13 protein-coding genes are annotated in these 16,467 nt (G+C 63.6%); 8 read left to right on the top strand and 5 right to left on the bottom strand.

Features of this window, described 5'->3' with window-relative positions; translation table 11 throughout:
• Positions 1-19: 19 nt before the first annotated feature.
• Positions 20-487: a VOC family protein gene (locus tag FJ988_RS01850; protein ID WP_140815037.1), complete on the bottom strand. Its 468-nt coding sequence runs from the start codon at positions 485-487 to the stop codon at positions 20-22.
• 249 nt (positions 488-736) lie between these two features.
• On the opposite strand from FJ988_RS01850, the gene ilvD reads away from it, so the two are divergent.
• On the top strand, positions 737-2,581 hold the full coding sequence (gene ilvD, locus FJ988_RS01845; RefSeq protein WP_140815036.1) for a dihydroxy-acid dehydratase: 1,845 nt from the start codon (positions 737-739) through the stop codon (positions 2,579-2,581).
• A gap of 303 nt (positions 2,582-2,884) precedes the next feature.
• Here the strand turns inward: ilvD and FJ988_RS01840 are convergent, their stop codons facing one another.
• Positions 2,885-4,639: an ABC transporter ATP-binding protein gene (locus FJ988_RS01840; RefSeq protein ID WP_140815035.1), complete on the bottom strand. Its 1,755-nt coding sequence runs from the start codon at positions 4,637-4,639 to the stop codon at positions 2,885-2,887.
• Between the two features lie 177 nt (positions 4,640-4,816).
• Between FJ988_RS01840 and FJ988_RS01835 the strand changes: the two genes are divergently transcribed.
• The 3 genes from FJ988_RS01835 to FJ988_RS01825 all read left to right on the top strand — a co-directional run bounded on the left by FJ988_RS01835 (position 4,817) and on the right by FJ988_RS01825 (position 8,031).
• Positions 4,817-6,097, top strand: a complete 1,281-nt coding sequence (locus FJ988_RS01835; RefSeq protein WP_140815034.1) for an amidohydrolase family protein — start codon at positions 4,817-4,819, stop codon at positions 6,095-6,097.
• A gap of 310 nt (positions 6,098-6,407) precedes the next feature.
• A complete protein-coding gene (locus tag FJ988_RS01830; protein WP_140815033.1) occupies positions 6,408-7,331 on the top strand; it encodes a DMT family transporter in 924 nt (307 codons plus the stop codon).
• Positions 7,332-7,557: 226 nt separating this feature from the next.
• Complete coding sequence (locus tag FJ988_RS01825) at positions 7,558-8,031, top strand: DUF805 domain-containing protein (protein ID WP_140815032.1); 474 nt, start codon at positions 7,558-7,560, stop codon at positions 8,029-8,031.
• Between the two features lie 26 nt (positions 8,032-8,057).
• On the opposite strand, the gene FJ988_RS01820 is transcribed toward FJ988_RS01825, so the two are convergent.
• Positions 8,058-8,954: a phosphotransferase family protein gene (locus FJ988_RS01820; RefSeq protein ID WP_140815031.1), complete on the bottom strand. Its 897-nt coding sequence runs from the start codon at positions 8,952-8,954 to the stop codon at positions 8,058-8,060.
• A 107-nt stretch (positions 8,955-9,061) separates the two neighbouring features.
• Between FJ988_RS01820 and FJ988_RS01815 the strand changes: the two genes are divergently transcribed.
• Positions 9,062-9,694: a class I SAM-dependent methyltransferase gene (locus FJ988_RS01815; RefSeq protein WP_140815030.1), complete on the top strand. Its 633-nt coding sequence runs from the start codon at positions 9,062-9,064 to the stop codon at positions 9,692-9,694.
• Here the strand turns inward: FJ988_RS01815 and FJ988_RS01810 are convergent, their stop codons facing one another.
• Entirely contained in the window at positions 9,695-12,136 is a 2,442-nt protein-coding gene (locus FJ988_RS01810) for an FAD-dependent oxidoreductase (protein WP_140815029.1), read from the bottom strand.
• Entirely contained in the window at positions 12,133-13,017 is an 885-nt protein-coding gene (locus FJ988_RS01805) for a phosphotransferase family protein (protein ID WP_140815028.1), read from the bottom strand. Before FJ988_RS01805 ends, FJ988_RS01810 begins: the two co-directional genes overlap by 4 nt.
• A gap of 381 nt (positions 13,018-13,398) precedes the next feature.
• Here FJ988_RS01805 and FJ988_RS01800 point away from each other — a divergent pair, with 381 nt between their 5' ends.
• From FJ988_RS01800 to FJ988_RS01790, 3 genes are all read left to right on the top strand, one after another.
• Positions 13,399-14,163 (top strand): DeoR/GlpR family DNA-binding transcription regulator, encoded by a 765-nt coding sequence (locus FJ988_RS01800; RefSeq protein WP_140815027.1) that lies wholly within the window; start codon positions 13,399-13,401, stop codon positions 14,161-14,163.
• A gap of 78 nt (positions 14,164-14,241) precedes the next feature.
• On the top strand, positions 14,242-15,153 hold the full coding sequence (locus tag FJ988_RS01795; RefSeq protein WP_140815333.1) for a LysR substrate-binding domain-containing protein: 912 nt from the start codon (positions 14,242-14,244) through the stop codon (positions 15,151-15,153).
• A gap of 144 nt (positions 15,154-15,297) precedes the next feature.
• The gene (locus tag FJ988_RS01790; RefSeq protein WP_140815332.1) at positions 15,298-16,452 is read left to right on the top strand and encodes an ABC transporter substrate-binding protein; all 1,155 of its coding nucleotides are present in this window, start codon (positions 15,298-15,300) and stop codon (positions 16,450-16,452) included.
• Positions 16,453-16,467 lie beyond the last annotated feature (15 nt).

Here is a 16,467-nt window from a genome sequence, read left to right as displayed (position 1 = left end):
CAAGCGGGGCGATACACGGTCAACCCTTCGCCGCTTCCTCGATCTTGCCAATCTCGATCTTGCCCATCTTCATCATCGCGTCCATCACGCGCCCGGCCTTGGCCCGGTCCGGATCCTGGAGCAGGCGTGGCAGCTGCTCCGGCACGACCTGCCAGGAAACGCCGAACTTGTCTTTCAGCCAGCCGCAGGGGCCGGGCTCGCCGCCTTCGCCGAGCTTGCTCCAGAAATGATCGACCTCTTCCTGCGTCTTGCAGTCGATCGACTGCGACATCGCCTCGTTGAACTTGAACTCCGGTCCGCCATTGAGCGCCTGGAACGGCACTCCGTCGAGCTCGAACGTGGTCACCAGCACCTTGCCCTCATCGCGATGGCCCTTGGGCCAGCGCATGACGCTCAGCACCTTCGAGTTCTTGAAGATGGAAATGTAATGGTTCATCGCCTCTTCGGCCTGGCCGTCGAACCACAGGCAAGTGGTGATCTTTTGCATGCGTCTGTCCTCCGAATGCTTCTTTTGCGGTTACGGTCAAACGGCTGACTGGGGGAATTGTGCCATGCCGTCTGCCCAAGGACGGCTGTGCGGCCCGCGATCCGACACCGGCCTGGTGTTTTTTCGGGAGAATCTGGCGCAGTGCAAAATGGTGGTCATGCCGGGCTATGGCCGCTATAACCGCTGCCGACTAAAATTTGAGCGCCGCCCGCCGCGCATCGGCGTGGCCGCCAAGCCAAGGACAATCCGATGCCTGCCTATCGTTCCCGCACCACCACCCATGGCCGCAACATGGCCGGCGCCCGCGGCCTGTGGCGCGCCACCGGCATGAAGGACTCGGATTTCGGCAAGCCGATCATTGCGGTGGTCAATTCCTTCACCCAGTTCGTGCCTGGACACGTGCATCTGAAGGACCTTGGCCAGCTGGTGGCGCGCGAGATCGAGAAGGCCGGCGGCGTCGCCAAGGAGTTCAACACCATCGCCGTCGATGACGGCATCGCCATGGGCCATGACGGCATGCTCTATTCGCTGCCGTCGCGCGAGCTGATCGCCGATTCCGTCGAATACATGGTCAACGCCCATTGCGCCGACGCCATGGTCTGCATCTCCAATTGCGACAAGATCACCCCCGGCATGCTGATGGCTTCGCTGCGCCTCAACATCCCGAGCGTCTTCGTCTCCGGCGGCCCGATGGAGGCCGGCAAGGTGGTGCTGGCCGGCAAGACCCAGGCGCTCGACCTCGTCGACGCCATGGTGGCCGCCGCCGACGACCGCATCTCCGACGAGGACGTCAAGGTCATCGAGCGCTCGGCCTGCCCGACCTGCGGCTCCTGCTCCGGCATGTTCACCGCCAACTCCATGAACTGCCTGACCGAGGCGCTCGGCCTGTCGCTGCCCGGCAACGGCTCGACGCTCGCCACCCATGCCGACCGCAAGCGCTTGTTCGTCGAGGCCGGCCATCTCGTCGTCGATCTCGCCCAGCGCTATTACGAGCAGGATGACGAGACAGCACTGCCGCGCAGCATCGCCTCCAAGGGCGCCTTCGAGAACGCCATGGCCCTCGACATCGCCATGGGCGGCTCGACCAACACGGTGCTGCACATCCTGGCCGCTGCGCATGAGGGCGAGGTCGATTTCACCATGGAAGACATCGACCGGCTGTCGCGCAAGGTGCCGGTGCTCTGCAAGGTGGCCCCGGCCAAGTCCGACGTGCACATGGAAGACGTCCACCGCGCCGGCGGCATCATGGCGATCCTTGGCCAGCTCGACGAGGCCGGCCTGATCAACCGCGACCTGCCGACCGTGCACACGGCGACGCTCGGCGAAGCGCTCGACCATTGGGATATTTCGCGTACCTCCAGCCAGAATGTCCGCGACTTCTTCCTCGCTGCCCCCGGCGGCGTGCCGACCCAGGTCGCCTTCAGCCAGGACCGCCGTTGGGACGATCTCGACACCAACCGCGAGACAGGCGTCATCCGCTCGGCGAAAACGCCGTTCTCAAAGGATGGCGGCCTTGCCGTGCTAAAGGGCAATCTGGCGCTCGACGGCTGCATCGTGAAGACCGCCGGCGTCGATGAATCGATCCTGAAGTTCACCGGTCCGGCCCGCGTCTTCGAAAGCCAGGATGCTTCCGTAAAGGCGATCCTGGCCAACGAGGTCAAGGCCGGCGACATCGTCGTCATCCGCTATGAGGGGCCCCGCGGCGGCCCGGGCATGCAGGAGATGCTTTATCCGACCAGCTATCTGAAGTCGAAGGGCCTCGGCAAAGCCTGCGCGCTGATCACGGACGGCCGCTTCTCAGGCGGCACTTCCGGATTGTCGATCGGCCACGTTTCGCCGGAAGCCGCCGAAGGTGGCGCGATCGGCCTGGTCGAGGAGGGCGATACGATCGAGATCGACATTCCCAACCGCACCATCCGACTCGCCATCAGCGATGCCGAGCTCGACGCGCGCCGCGCGGCGATGAACGCCAAGGGCCCGGATGCCTGGAAGCCGGCGGAAAAGCGCAAGCGCAAGGTGACGACGGCGCTGCGCGCCTACGCCGCCTTCGCCACCAGCGCCGACAAGGGCGCGGTGCGCAAAGTGCCGGAATAGCGCGGTTTTACCTTCTCCCTTTGCGGGAGACTACAGCGCTGGTCGACCCCCACTCCGTCTCGGCGCTGCGCGCCGGGCCACCTCTCCCCCGATCGACGGGGTAGAGGAAGGGCGCCAGGCTCTTTGCCATCAACGCGCTTATTAAGGCTCCCTTCCTTTCCCTCCGGAGGGGGGAAAGGTGGCGCTGCGAAGCAGCGACGGATTGGGGGAACCACCTGGCAATCAAGCGCTTCGGCCCGATCGGCCACGCCGGTCACGGAAGATGCGTGCATTGCGTAGCTGCGGGAGAAGGTGAAGCCCGCCCTACGGCATCAGCTGATATTCATAAAGCTTCTGGTACAGCCCGCCTTGCCTGAGCAGGGTCTTGTGCGGGCCGCTTTCCTGCACCTGGCCTTTTTCCAGCACCACGATCGTGTCGGCCTGGTGCACGGTCGACAGCCGGTGCGCAATGACGATCGTCGTGCGCCCGACGGTAAGCTGCTGCAGCGCGTCGCGGAACAGCGCTTCGGATTCGGCGTCGAGCGCGCTGGTCGCCTCATCCAGAAGCAGGATCTCGGCATTGCGCAGCATGGCGCGGGCGATCGAGATGCGCTGGCGCTGGCCACCGGAGAGCAGCGAGCCGTTCTCGCCGACGTCCGTGTCGTAGCCCTTGGCCATGGCGCTGATGAAGTCATGCGCGTTGGCGGCCTTGGCGGCGGCGATCACCTCCTGGTCGGTCGCGTCCTCGCGGCCAAGCCGGATATTGTGCATTACGGTGCCGGCGAACAGGAACGTGTCCTGGCTGACATAGGCGATCTTTTGCCGAAGCGAATCGAGCGTCGCGTAGGAGATGTCCTGGCCGTCGAACTCCACCTTGCCGACCTGCGGGTCGTACATGCGCATGATCAGGTTGAGGATCGTCGACTTGCCGCTGCCCGACGGCCCGACCAGCGCCGTCATCTTGCCGGCCTTGAGCGTCAGGTCGAAGCCTTCGAACACCGGCGCGCTCTCCGGATAGGCGAAGGTCACGTCCTTGAAGCGGATTTCGCCCGGCCCCCGCTTGAGCGGCGTGGCGCCGGGCCTTTCGGCGAGCGTCAACGGCCGGTCGGCGAGTTCGAACATCATGCGAACACCGACAATGCCGCTCTCCAGCGATATGCGCACGCGGGCCAGGCGCTTTGCCGGCTCGTAGGCCAGCAGCAGCGCCGCGATGAAGGCCATGATGTTGCCGGGCATCTGGCCGCCTTGCAGCACCAGGAATCCGCTGACGAACACGGCGCCGGCGATCGCCAGGCCGGCAAGCGTCTCCATCACCGGGCTGGTGGCCGCTTCCAGCGTGGCGATATTGTTGGCGCGGTTCTCGACGTCGGAGACAGCCTTGTACATGCGCTTGCGCATCGCGCCTTCGAGGTTGAAGGATTTGACGACGCGCACGCCGATCGCCGTCTCCTGCATGACGTGAACGATCTGGCCGAGCGAGCGGAACTCCATGGCGGCGATGCTGCGCACGCGCTTCAGGATGCGGTTGACGCCGTAGACCGCGATCGGCCCGACGACGAAGCAGATCAGCGACAGCGCCGGCTGCTGCCAGACCATGAGCGCCACCAAGACGACCAATGTCACCAGGTCGCGCACATAGGAGGTGACGACAAGGTCGAGCACGCTGCGCGCGGCCTGCGCATTGTTGGTCATGCGGGTGATCAGGTCCGACGAAGAGGTGGAATGATAGAATTCGATGCCTTGCGCGAGGATCTGGTCGTAGATCTTGCGCTGCCGGTCGGCAATGATGGCATTGCCGACACGGCTCATGAAATAGCTCTGGACGAAGGTTGCGAGACCTTTGACGACAAAGATCGTGGCCACCCCCGCGGCAATCAGGTTGACGCGGTCGATCCTCTTGTAGATCACGAACTCGTTGGTGATCTCCTTCAGGATCCAGGCGCTGGCGCCCGTCATGACGGCCACCACCAGCATCGACAATATGGCCGCGCCATAGCCGAATTTATGTTCGTGGAACGACTCCCTCACCAGCCTCGCTATAAGGCGCTGGTTTTCCGTTGAGCGGAAGAAGCGAAACAACGGCCGATCCTATGCCTGGCTGTGAGAACTTCGGATTCGCCGCAGGGACGAGAGGCGGCTTATAGAGCGAGTTGCAGCGGAGTGGAACCTTTCGGCGGCCGAGGGAAAGAAATGGCTGCGGCAGGCTGTCTTTTCGGTCACGATGAAGGCCGATTCTTGGGAAGAGGATGACGAAAGATGGATTTCGACCTCATCGTGCGCGGCGGCACGCTGCCGGACGGCAGGATCGCCGACATCGGCATTTCCGGCGAGACCATCCGCGCGGTCGAGCAGAACCTGGCTGGTTCCGCGCCGGCCGAGATCGACGCGCGCGGCAATCTGGTGTCGCCGCCCTTCGTCGATCCGCATTTCCATATGGATGCGACACTGTCTTACGGCATTCCGCGCATCAACGCCTCCGGCACGCTGCTCGAGGGCATTGCGCTGTGGGGCGAGCTGAAGCCGCTTTTGACGCATGAGGCGGTGCGCGACCGCGCGCTCGCCTATTGCGACTGGGCTGTGTCGATGGGCCTGCTTGCCATCCGCACGCATGTCGATGTCTGCGACGACCGGCTGCTTGCGGTCGAGGCGCTGCTCGACGTCAAGAAGACGGTCGCGCCTTATATCGACCTGCAATTGGTCGCCTTCCCGCAGGACGGGCTCTATCGCTCGCCGACGGCGCTTGAAAACACCATCCGCGCGCTCGACATGGGCGTCGACATCGTCGGCGGCATCCCGCATTTCGAGCGCACCATGGCCGACGGCGCCCGCTCGGTTACGGAACTGTGCGAGATCGCGGCCAAACGCGGCCTGATGGTCGACCTGCATTGCGACGAGACCGACGATCCGCTGTCGCGCCACATCGAGCAACTTGCCTATGAAACGCAACGCCTTGGCCTGCAGGGCAGGGTGGCCGGATCGCACCTCACTTCCATGCATTCGATGGACAATTACTACGTCTCCAAGCTTTTGCCGCTGATCGCCGAGGCCGGCGTGTCGGCCATTCCCAACCCGCTGATCAACATCATGCTGCAGGGCCGCCACGACACGTTTCCAAAGCGGCGCGGCCTGACCCGGGTCAAGGAAATGCTGGCGCTCGGCATCCGCGTCGGCTGGGGCCAGGATTGCGTGCTCGACCCCTGGTATTCGCTCGGCACCGCCGATATGCTCGACGTCGCCTTCATGGGGCTGCATGTCGCGCAGATGTCGAGCCCGGCCGACATGGCGCGCTGCTTCGACATGGTCACCAACGTCAACGCCGCCATCATGGGCCTCGATCATCTGGGACTAGCCGTCGGCAAGCGCGCCAGCCTCGTCGTGCTCGACGCCGGCGATCCGATCGAGGCCGTGCGCCTGCGCCCCGAACGCCTATGTGTCATCGCCAGGGGCAAGGTCGTAGCCGAACGGACGCAGCAGGAAACCCGGCTTTCGATCGCGGGCAGGCCGCAAAGGGTCAACCGGCGGCATAAGACAGCTTAGGTCTCTGCGCGTCCGCCAATTGGCCGGAACGCCCTTGATTTCGTCATTCTATGGCGAAGCAAGGAGCGAAGCGACGCGGCGCAGACCATAGAATCCATGCCGTTACCTGCAGGCGTTACGGCGGTGCAGAACGACCTTTGTCCTGCACCGCCTTTACCCTTCGCGCGAGGTCACGGCATGGATACTCGGGTCTGCGCGTCCGCTTCGCCTGTGGATGACGAAGTTTCCGCGCCTCGGCCAACCTCGATTCCCGCCGCTGGTCTTACGGATTTTTCTCGTCAAATCGCCAGCTTGTGGCTAGGACGCCGCCATGGCTCAGTCTCTCGCCCGCGGCCTCACGATCAAGAACATGCTTCTGGCCGGCATCCTGCTGATGCTGGCCGGCGATTTCATGTTCGCGCTGAACGATGCGATGGGCAAATGGCTGGTCGCCTCGTTCTCGGTCGGACAGGTGGTGCTGATCCGTTCGATCGGTGCCTTCATCGTGCTCGGTCCGATGATCGCCAACCAAGGCACGGGCAAGCTGTTCCAGATGGAGCGGCCGCTGCTGCAGGTCCTGCGCGTCGTGGCGACCACGGTCGATACCGGGTTCTTCTACGCCGCAGTCGTCTATATGCCGCTCGCCGACGTGATGAGCTTCTACATGGCTGGTCCGATCTACGTCGCGGCGCTGTCGCACCTGCTGCTCGGCGAGAAGGTCGGCTGGCGCCGCTGGCTGGCCATCCTGGTCGGCTTCTGCGGGGTGCTGATCATCCTGAAGCCGTCCTCGGCCGCCTTCTCCATGTCTTCCGGCTTTGCGCTGATCGGCAGCATCGCCTTCGGCTTCGCCATCATCCTCGGCCGTCGCCTGCGCGCCACCAGCGACACCACCTTGGTCACTTGGCAGACCGTCGGCACGCTGATTGTCGGCGGCGTGCTTGCCATCGGCGCCTGGCGCATGCCGTCGGCGCTCGATTTTGGCGCCATGCTTCTGCTCGGCGTGGTCTCCTGCACCGCGCATCTGTTGATCACCAGGGCGCTGAAGCTGGCGCCGGCCTCGACGCTGGCGCCGCTGCACTACAGCCTGCTTTTGTGGGCCATCGTCTTCGGCCTGGTCTTCTTCGGCGACGTGCCGAGCCCGCGCATCCTGATCGGCTCGGCGATCGTCGTGCTTGCCGGCATCTTCATCTTCCATCGCCAGAAGGTGGTGGAAACGGTGGTGCCGCCGGAGAATGTGCCGAAGGGCGTGAACTAATGCATCTCGCCCAGGAAGTGCGCCGCGGTTTCCAGGACAATGCGATGAGCCAAAATCAGGACTTGAAGCGCGTCGCCTGAACTCGTTTCAGCGTGACGCGCATTACAGTGATTTCACGATATCATTTTACGGTGCAAATCGCCTGCGGCGCGCAATCGGTGGTTGATTCTCGGCGGCACAGGTTGAATATCTGTAGCCTGGAAAACCGGATTATTGGGGGGTAATTATGGGTAGTTTTTCCATTTGGCATTGGCTTATCGTTCTGGTCCTTCTCGGCCTGCCATTGCTGTTTGTTTTAAGAGCGCCGCCGGCCGGCGCCAATCGTTTCGGCGACACATCGCTCCCGATGGGCTTTGGTGAAGCTACCTCAAGTTTCTTCCGGAATTATGCGAATTTTTCCGGCAGGGCCAGCCGCTCGGCGTTCTGGTATGCCTACCTATTCCTGTTTATCGTCGGCATCGTCATGGTCGTGATCGATGCTGTTGTCGGCAATGAAATCATCTCATCGATCTGGAATCTTGCCGTCCTGGTGCCGTCATTGGCCATCACCGCTCGCCGGCTGCATGACATCAACAGAAGCGGCTGGCATCAACTTCTTGCGCCATTGTTTCCCATCGGCACCATCGCGTTGCTCATCTGGTATTGCAAAAAGTCCGATCAGACCGGTTCGCTGAACGAAATACAGAATGTTTTCAGATAGGGCGGCCGGAAAAATCGGGAACCGATCTATGCGAGGCGCACGGCCGCCAGGTGGCGTGAAAACGCTGGGCTCTCCATCAGCGCCTTGCAGCGGGCGAAACGCCCGTCGGCATAGGCGCGGAAATCGTCGGCCGGGTTGTTGTTGGCAAGCTGGATCAGCCCCCACAGCGTCCACAAAAGGTCGCACATCGCCTTGTAGATGACGACGCGGCCGCGCTCGGCCGGCTTTGCTTCGCCGCCGAAATAGGCGCGCATCAGTTCCTCATCCTGGGTGGCATCGAACCCGCCTTCGACGGAGAGGTCGCCGAGGTCCCACAGCGGATCGTTCATGCCGGAATATTCCCAGTCGACGATCCACATCCGCTCGCCCGTATCGAGGAAGTTCTCGCACAGCGGATCGCAATGGCAGGCGGCGAGCCGGATGGGGTGCGCGGTCAGTGCGGCCCGCACGCTGCCCGCCTCGCGCACCACGTCGTGGTAGCCGGCGGGCAAGGCGACATCCTTGGTCGACAGCACCTTGAGATAGTCGTCGATCATCGCGAACAGTTCGAAGCGGAAAGGAAAGACCGCACCGGACGAATGCAACTTACGGAAAGCCGCGCCGGCCCGGGCCGGGCTGCCCGGCCGCGCCTTGAACTTCTCTGGCGACATCGTCTCGGCGCCGGCGACGAAACGCGTCGCCATCACCCCCGATGACGGATCGGCATAAAGCACCTCAGGGCTGACGCCGGCTTTCGCCGCCTCGCGCGCCGCCACCGCCTCGTTGGCGCGGTTGATATATTCCTCGGTACCCTTTCCCGGTATGCGCAGGCAGATCTCGCCGGCCCTATAGACCCTGTTGGTGAGGCCGCCGAGCCGCTCCAGTGGCCCGTCATAGCCGGCCAGCGCCGGAATGGCGGCCAATGCCGCGCGCAGCTCTTCCATTGAATTCCCCCTTTTTAACCTTCACATCATGTTTACGCTCGGACGGTTCCACAGTTTTCGTTGCTTGGCTATCATCACCCAAAAAGGATTCGGCTTTGGGAGAGACGATGACGGAAGGCAAGCACAGCGGCGCGCTGAGCGCGGCCTATGCGGCGAAGCGGCCGGAGGATGTCGCGGCTATCTATGACGACTGGTCGGAGACCTATGATGCCGACATGTCGGCCGCCGGCTACCGCCATCCGACGATCTGCCTGGCGCTGCTTGCCCGCCACCTGCCGCGCGGCGCCGAACCCGTGCTCGACGCCGGCGCCGGCACAGGCCTGATCGGCGAGTGGCTGGTCATCACCGGCTATCCGAAGGTCGAGGCGCTCGATATCTCGCAAGGCATGCTGGACAAGGCGGCGGCCAAGGGCGTCTATACGGCGCTGCACAAACTCGCGATGGGCGGGCCATTACCCTTCGCCGACAATGCCTATGCCGGCATCGTCTCGGCCGGCGTCTTCACCTCCGGCCATGTCGGAGCCGAGGGCCTGGACGAATTGATCCGCATCTGCCGCCCCGGCGGCGTCATCGTGCTGACGGTCAAGAACACGCTTTGGCAGGCGGGCTTTGCCGAACGCGTCGCCGCGCTGGAAGCCGAAGGCAAGCTGACGCGTGTCGAGGAAACGAAGCCCTATGCCTCGATGCCCGGCGAGGTCGACACGGTGCCGAGCCGCGGCTTGGTGCTGCGCGTCAACTGATCAGGCCTTTATCCTTGCCCCGGCCGGATCGTACATCGGCTCGAGATGGATCTTTGCCGGCTTGCGTTGCATCGCCACCACCAGCTCATACTCGCCCGAGGCGAGGAAATCGTCGCTGACGCCGTCGGCGTTGCGCACATAGCCGTAGCCGACGCTTTTATCCAGCGTGTAGCCGTAGCCGCCGCTGGTGAGATAGCCCACCGGCTCGCCGTTGCGCAGGATCGTCTCGCGTCCGACCAGCACTGTCTCGGCATCGTCGACCGTGAAGCCGGCAAAGCGTTTGACCAGCAGCTTGCCGTCCGCCTTTTCCAACGCCCGGCGTCCGACGAAATCGGTGTTCTTGCGAAGCTTTACTGCCCAGCCGAGCCCCGCCTCCAGCGGCGTGTCGTTCGGCGTGATGTCCGAGCCCCAGGCGCGGTAGCCCTTTTCCAACCTCAGCGATTCCAGCGCCCGGTAGCCGACCGGGCGAATGCCGTGCGGCTTGCCCGCAGCCATCAGCGCGTCGAAGACGTCGCCGGTGGCGGCGATCGGCACATGCAGCTCCCAGCCGAGTTCGCCGACATAGGTAACGCGCAGTGCCTTCACGATATGGCCGGCAATGCCGATTTCGCGCGCATGGCCGAACGGGAAGGCGGCGTTCGAAACGTCGGCCTTCGTCACCGCCGAAAGCACTTCGCGGGCGCGCGGCCCCATCAGCGACAGCGTGCCGTAATCCTCGGTGACGTCTTTCAGTGTCGCATCGAGCCTATGGCCGATATGGTCGCCGATCCAGGACAGGTCGTGCGTGCGGAAACCGGTGCCGGTGACGATGTAGAACCTGTCCTCGCCGAGCCGCGATATGGTCAGGTCCGCCTCGATGCCGCCGCGCGTGTTGAGGAGCTGCGTATAGATCAGCCGCCCGACCGGCTTGGCGACATCGTTGGCGCAAATCCAGTCGAGCGCCTTCAAGGCATCGGCGCCGGTCAGATCGTATTTGGCGAAGGAGGACTGATCGAAGATGCCGACCTTCTCGCGCACATGCCGGTGCTCGTCACCGACCGGGTCGAACCAGTTCTGCCGGCCCATCGAATAGACGTCCTCGGCCGGGGCGCCATCGGGCGCGAACCAGTTCGGCCGCTCCCAGCCGAGCTTGGAGCCGAACACGGCGCGGTGCGCCTTCAGCCGCTCATAGAGCGGCGAGACGATGCGCGGCCGCCCCGACAGATATTCCTCATGCGGGAAGCCGATCGTGTAATGCTTGCCGTAGGCTTCCAGCGTGCGGTCGCGCACCCAGTCGCGGTCGCGATGCAGGTTTGAAAAGCGCCTGATATCGACCACCCACAGATCGAGCGGCGCCTCGCCGTCGACCACCCATTGCGCCAGCACCCAGCCAGCGCCGCCGCCCGACGCGATGCCGAACGCGTTGAAGCCGGCGCCGACGAACATGTTCGAACATTCCGGCGCCACGCCGAGAATGAAATTGCCGTCCGGCGTGAAGCTTTCCGGACCGTTGATCATCTGCTTCACGCCGACGGTCTCCAGGGCGGGAACGCGCGCGATCGCCTGGGCCATATGCTGTTCGAAATGGTCGTAATCGTCGTCGAACAGGCGGAATTCCCAGTCGTTGGGGACGTCGCCTGTCGTCCAGGCCTGCGGATTGGGTTCATAGCCGCCCATCACCAGCCCGCCGACCTCTTCCTTGAAATAGGTGCGGCGGTCCGGGTCGCGGATCGTCGGCGCGTCGTTGGCGAGCCCGGGAATCTTTTCGGTGATTATATACTGATGCTTGACCGGCTGCAGCGGCACGTTGATGCCGGCCATTGCGCCGACCTGCCTTGCCCATTGCCCGGCGCAGTTCACCACTTTGTCGCAGGCGATGTCGCCCTTGTCGGTCTTCACCGCGGTGATGCGGCCGTCTTTCATCGCAAAGCCGGTGACGCGCACGTCTTCGAACAATTTCGCGCCATGCATGCGCGCGCCCTTGGCGAGCGATTGCGTGATGTCGGACGGGCTGGCCTGGCCGTCGGTGGGCAGCCACGAAGCGCCGACAAGATCGTCAGTTTCCATCAGCGGCCACATGCGTTTGACTTCGGTCGGCGACAGCAACTGCATGTCCATGCCGAAGCTCTTCGCCGTCGTCGCCAGCCGCTGGAACTCGGTCCAGCGGTCGGCATTGGTCGCCAGCCGCAGGCAGCCGGTCATTTTCCAGCCGGTCGCAAGACCGGTCTCGGCTTCGAGCCCCTTGTAGAGCTCGACCGAATATTTGAGCACGCGCGTGATCGAGGCCGAGGAGCGCAACTGCCCGACCAGCCCGGCCGCGTGCCAGGTCGAGCCCGACGTCAGCTTGCCCTGTTCCAGAAGCACGACATCCGCCTTGTGGTCGCGGGCCAGGTGATAGGCGGTCGAGCAGCCGATGATGCCGCCGCCGATGACGACGATGCCGGCATGGCTGGGAAGGGTCATGGCTTGGTTCCGTATTTGGTCCGGTAGTTGTCCAGCGCCGCGTCGAGCCGCGTCAGGTTCTCTTCCGTATAGGCGACGTAGTCGATGCCGGGCGCGTCGAGATAGAGCTCGGAAACCATGCTCCACATCGCCTCGCGCAGCAGTGAGGCGCATTGCATGGCGGCGTGCGAGCGGCGGATTTCACTGTCCGGCTCCTTCATGAAATAGGCGGTCAGGAAGGCGAAGGATTCATCGTCGCTCAACCCGGCATTGGAGGCGGCGCCGGCGAGATCGAACATCGCCGTGTTGAAGCCGGCATATTCGAAGTCGATCAGCCACAGCCGCTTGCCGTCGTCCAGGATATTGGCCGGCAAAAGATCGTTGTGGCCGAAAACGATCGGCAGCAATTTCTGCGCCCGCTCGAGTTCGTCGGCCAGAGCCAGATAGCGCGGCAACTCGCCCTTCTTGCGGCTGCCGCCTTCGTCCAGCGTGCGCGCATAGTCGCGGATGACGTGGAACACCCAGAACATGAAGCCGGCGCCGGAGACATGGTTCGGCATCTCGCGATGGAAGGAGCGCAGCAACGCCGCCACCCGGCCGAGATTGGCGCGCACGTCTTCGCCGACAAAGGTCTTCGCTCCGAGAAACGCCGTCACCAATATGCCGGGCTCGGAATAATGCACGGCCGGGGCGAAACCGGCGGCCTCTGCCGCTCGCGCCGTCATCACCTCGCGTTCGCGAAAGACATGGTGGAACGGGAAATCCTGGCCGAAGCGCACGACATGCCGCCCGGCGGCGTCCGTCACCACGAAGTTGGAATTGCTCAAGCCCCCCGGCAGCGGCTCGATGTCGATCGGGCCGGTCCAGCAGGGCAGGGCACGGATGCGGTCTTCGGCGCTCACGGGTTCGATCCTGCTCCAGCCGTTTTTTGACAAGGCGATGATGGGAGACAACAAAAAAGTCTCGTCGGTGCGAGACGCCGGGATCGGTATCCCGCACCGCACCGACGAGCCCCTTGGCCAGGTTTGTGACCCCGGCATCCGCCCCCGCGGATTTGAAAAAAGCTCGCGTCTGAAAGCTTCCAGACGGTCTGGTCACCAGGCTCTGCCATCACTCTCCTGTGACAGTTCCGAGCCTGACACGACATCGATCACACGCCTGCGGCCTTCAACTGTCAATCAAAATGCTGTGACTTTTTTTGGGTGTTTTGCCCGGAAACTATAAGCAAATCCTTTAAAAGCGTCAGGATTGCCCTACAAACGGTCAAAATCCCGGACTTCCAGATGATCCATTCGAAACGCCACGGCGAGATCCTGCGGCTCCTCAACGAGGAAGGCACGATCAGCATTGCCAGCCTCGCCGAACGTCTCGGTGTCTCGTTGGAAACCGTGCGGCGCGACGTCAAGCCGCTCGCCGATGACGGGGCGCTGCTGAAGATGCACGGCGCCGTCGGCCTTGCCTCGATGGTGGGCGAGGCGCCGTTCGAGCGCCGCATGCGCGAGAATGCCGAGGCCAAGCGGCTGATCGCCCGCATGGTCGCCGCCACCATCCGCGACGGCGAGTCGGTCATGCTCGACACCGGCACGACGACCTCCTTCCTGGCGCGCGAATTGCTGGGTCACCGCCGGCTGACGGTGGTCACCAATTCGTCGGACATCGCCCGCACGCTGGCCACCGTCAACGGCAACAAGGTCTATATGGCGGGCGGCGAGTTGCGCAGCGATTCAGGTGCTGCCTTCGGCAATTCGGCGATCGAGTTCGTCAGCCGCTTCTCGGTCGATCACGCGGTGATCTCGATAGGCGCCGTCGATACGGTTGCCGGTCTCACTGACTATGCGCTGGACGAGGCGGAATTCGCCCGCATGGTGCTGTCGCGCGGCCAGCGCTCGCTGGTCATCACCGACCACACCAAATTCGGGCGGCAAGGACTGGTGCGGGTCTGCGGCTTCGATGCTTTTGCCGAACTCGCTACCGACCAGCCGCCGCCGCGCGACATTGCCGCGGCGCTGAACCAGGCAGGCGCGCGCCTGAGCATCGCTGCCGGCTGAGACAGGATCGGTTGGCCGATAACGGCGATCGACAGGCGGGCACTTCCCACGGCAGCACCGCCAGTGTTTAGTCCGGCCATGGCCTTCACCATTCGCCAATTGCAGTTCTTCGTCGCCGTTGCCGAGCAGGGCACGGTTTCGGGCGCCGCGCAGAACCTCTCCATCTCGCAATCCTCGGTCACCGAGGCGATCAAGGAACTGGAGAGCGATCTCGGCGTCGAGCTGTTCGAGCGCCATCCGCGCGGCCTGAACATTACCCACAAGGGCCACCAGTTCCTGCGCCACGCGACCAAGATCCTGGCCGACGTCTCCGATGCGCGCCGCTCCTTTTCCGCCGAGCAGGCCGTCGCCGGCGGCCGTCTCCAGCTCGGCGTCACCTCGCTGGTCGCCGGCTATGTGCTGTCCGATCTGCTCGCCCGCTACCGCCGCGCCTATCCGGGCGTGGAGGTTTCGGCCATCGAGGACAATGGCGACTATCTCGAGCACCTTCTGGTCGGCGGCAAGCTCGACATTGCGGTGATGGTGACGTCCAACCTACGCGACCGCACCGCGCTGCAATCCGAAATCCTCGAGGTCTCGGCCTATCGGCTATGGGTACCGCTTAGCCACAGGCTGGCCAGCGCCGACATCATCTCGATCGGCGACATCGCCTCCGAACCTCTGATCATGCTGACCGTCGACGAGATCGAGGAGAACACCGGCAAACTGCTGTCGGCACTCGGCGCGAGGCCCCATGTCGCCTTCCGCACGCGTTCAGTCGAGGCCGTGCGCAGCCTGGTCGCCACCGGCGCCGGCGTGGCGCTGCTGCCCGACCTCGTCTACCGGCCCTGGTCGCTGGAAGGCGACCGCATCGAATCGCGCGATATTTCCGGGTCCTTGCCGGTCGTCCAGGTCGGCATGGTCTGGCGCCGCGGTTCCAGCCTGCCGCAGGCCGCGCGCGACTTCATCGGCCTTGCCCAGTCGCAGCGCACGGTCCGTCAGCGGGTTTGACAGGCGGACCAAATACATATCGGAAAAACCGATACCGGCTTTCTGATAAATGAATTTGCGAAACCGGATTTTTCACAGCACTTTTTGCCAAGGGAACAAAGCCGCGCCCTGAGAGCGCTGCCCCTAGCAATGGGAGAGTCGATGATGAATGCATTCCTGAAGTCGTGCACGGCGCTGACGGTCGCGCTGACTTTTTCCGGCCAGGCGATGGCCCAGGTCAAGGAACTCGGCAAGGGCGAGGGCGAGGTCAACATCGTTGCCTGGCCGGGCTACATCGAGCGCGGCGAGACCGACAAGGGTTACGACTGGGTGACGGCTTTCGAAAAGGAAAGCGGCTGCAAGGTCAACGTCAAGACCGCCAACACCTCGGACGAGATGGTCTCGCTGATGAATGAGGGCGGCTTCGATCTCGTCACCGCGTCGGGCGATGCCTCGCTGCGCCTCGTCGCCGGCAAACGCGTGCAGCCGATCAACACCGATCTCGTCCCGAGCTGGAAGACGGTCGACGACCGCCTCAAGGATGCGCCCTGGTTCACCGTCGACAAGGTGCATTACGGCGTCCCCTACCAGTGGGGGCCGAACATCCTGATGTACAACACCGATGTCTTCAAGGAAGCGCCCAAGAGCTGGAACGTCGTCTTCGAGGAAATGAAGCTGCCCGATGGCAAGTCTAACAAGGGCCGCGTCCAGGCCTATGACGGCCCGATCCACATCGCCGACGCCGCCAATTACTTGATGTTCCACAAGCCGGAACTCGGCATCAAGGATCCTTACGAACTCAACGAGGACCAGTACAAGGCGGCGCTCGATCTGTTGCGCACGCAGCGCACGCTGGTCGGCCGCTACTGGCATGACGCCGCCATCCAGGTCGACGACTTCCAGAACGAAGGCGTGGTCGCTTCCGGTTCTTGGCCGTATCAGGTCAACACGCTGGTCGCCGCCAAGAAGCCGGTCGCCTCGACCGTGCCGGAAGAAGGCGTCACCGGCTGGGCCGACACCACCATGATGGAGGCCGACGCCGCCCATCCGAACTGCGCCTATATGTGGCTCGAGCATTCGCTCTCGCCGAAGGTTCAGGGCGACGTCTCGGCCTGGTTCGGTTCGCTCCCCGTCGTGCCCGCCGCCTGCAAGGGCAACGAGTTGCTCGGCGACGAAGGCTGCAAGACCAACGGCTACGACAATTTCGACAAGATCAAGTTCTGGAAGACGCCGGTTTCGAAATGCGCCAGCCAGAACAACCAGTGCGTGCCTTATTACCGCTGGGTGTCGGACTATATCGGCGTCATCGGCGGGCGGTGATTGATAGGGGCGAGG

The sequence above is a fragment of the Mesorhizobium sp. CU3 genome, from assembly GCF_006442965.1.
In the GTDB taxonomy this organism is placed as follows: Bacteria; Pseudomonadota; Alphaproteobacteria; order Rhizobiales; family Rhizobiaceae; genus Mesorhizobium.
Note: the sequence above shows the minus strand (reverse complement) of the source record. Positions and strands in the feature narration are given on the sequence as shown.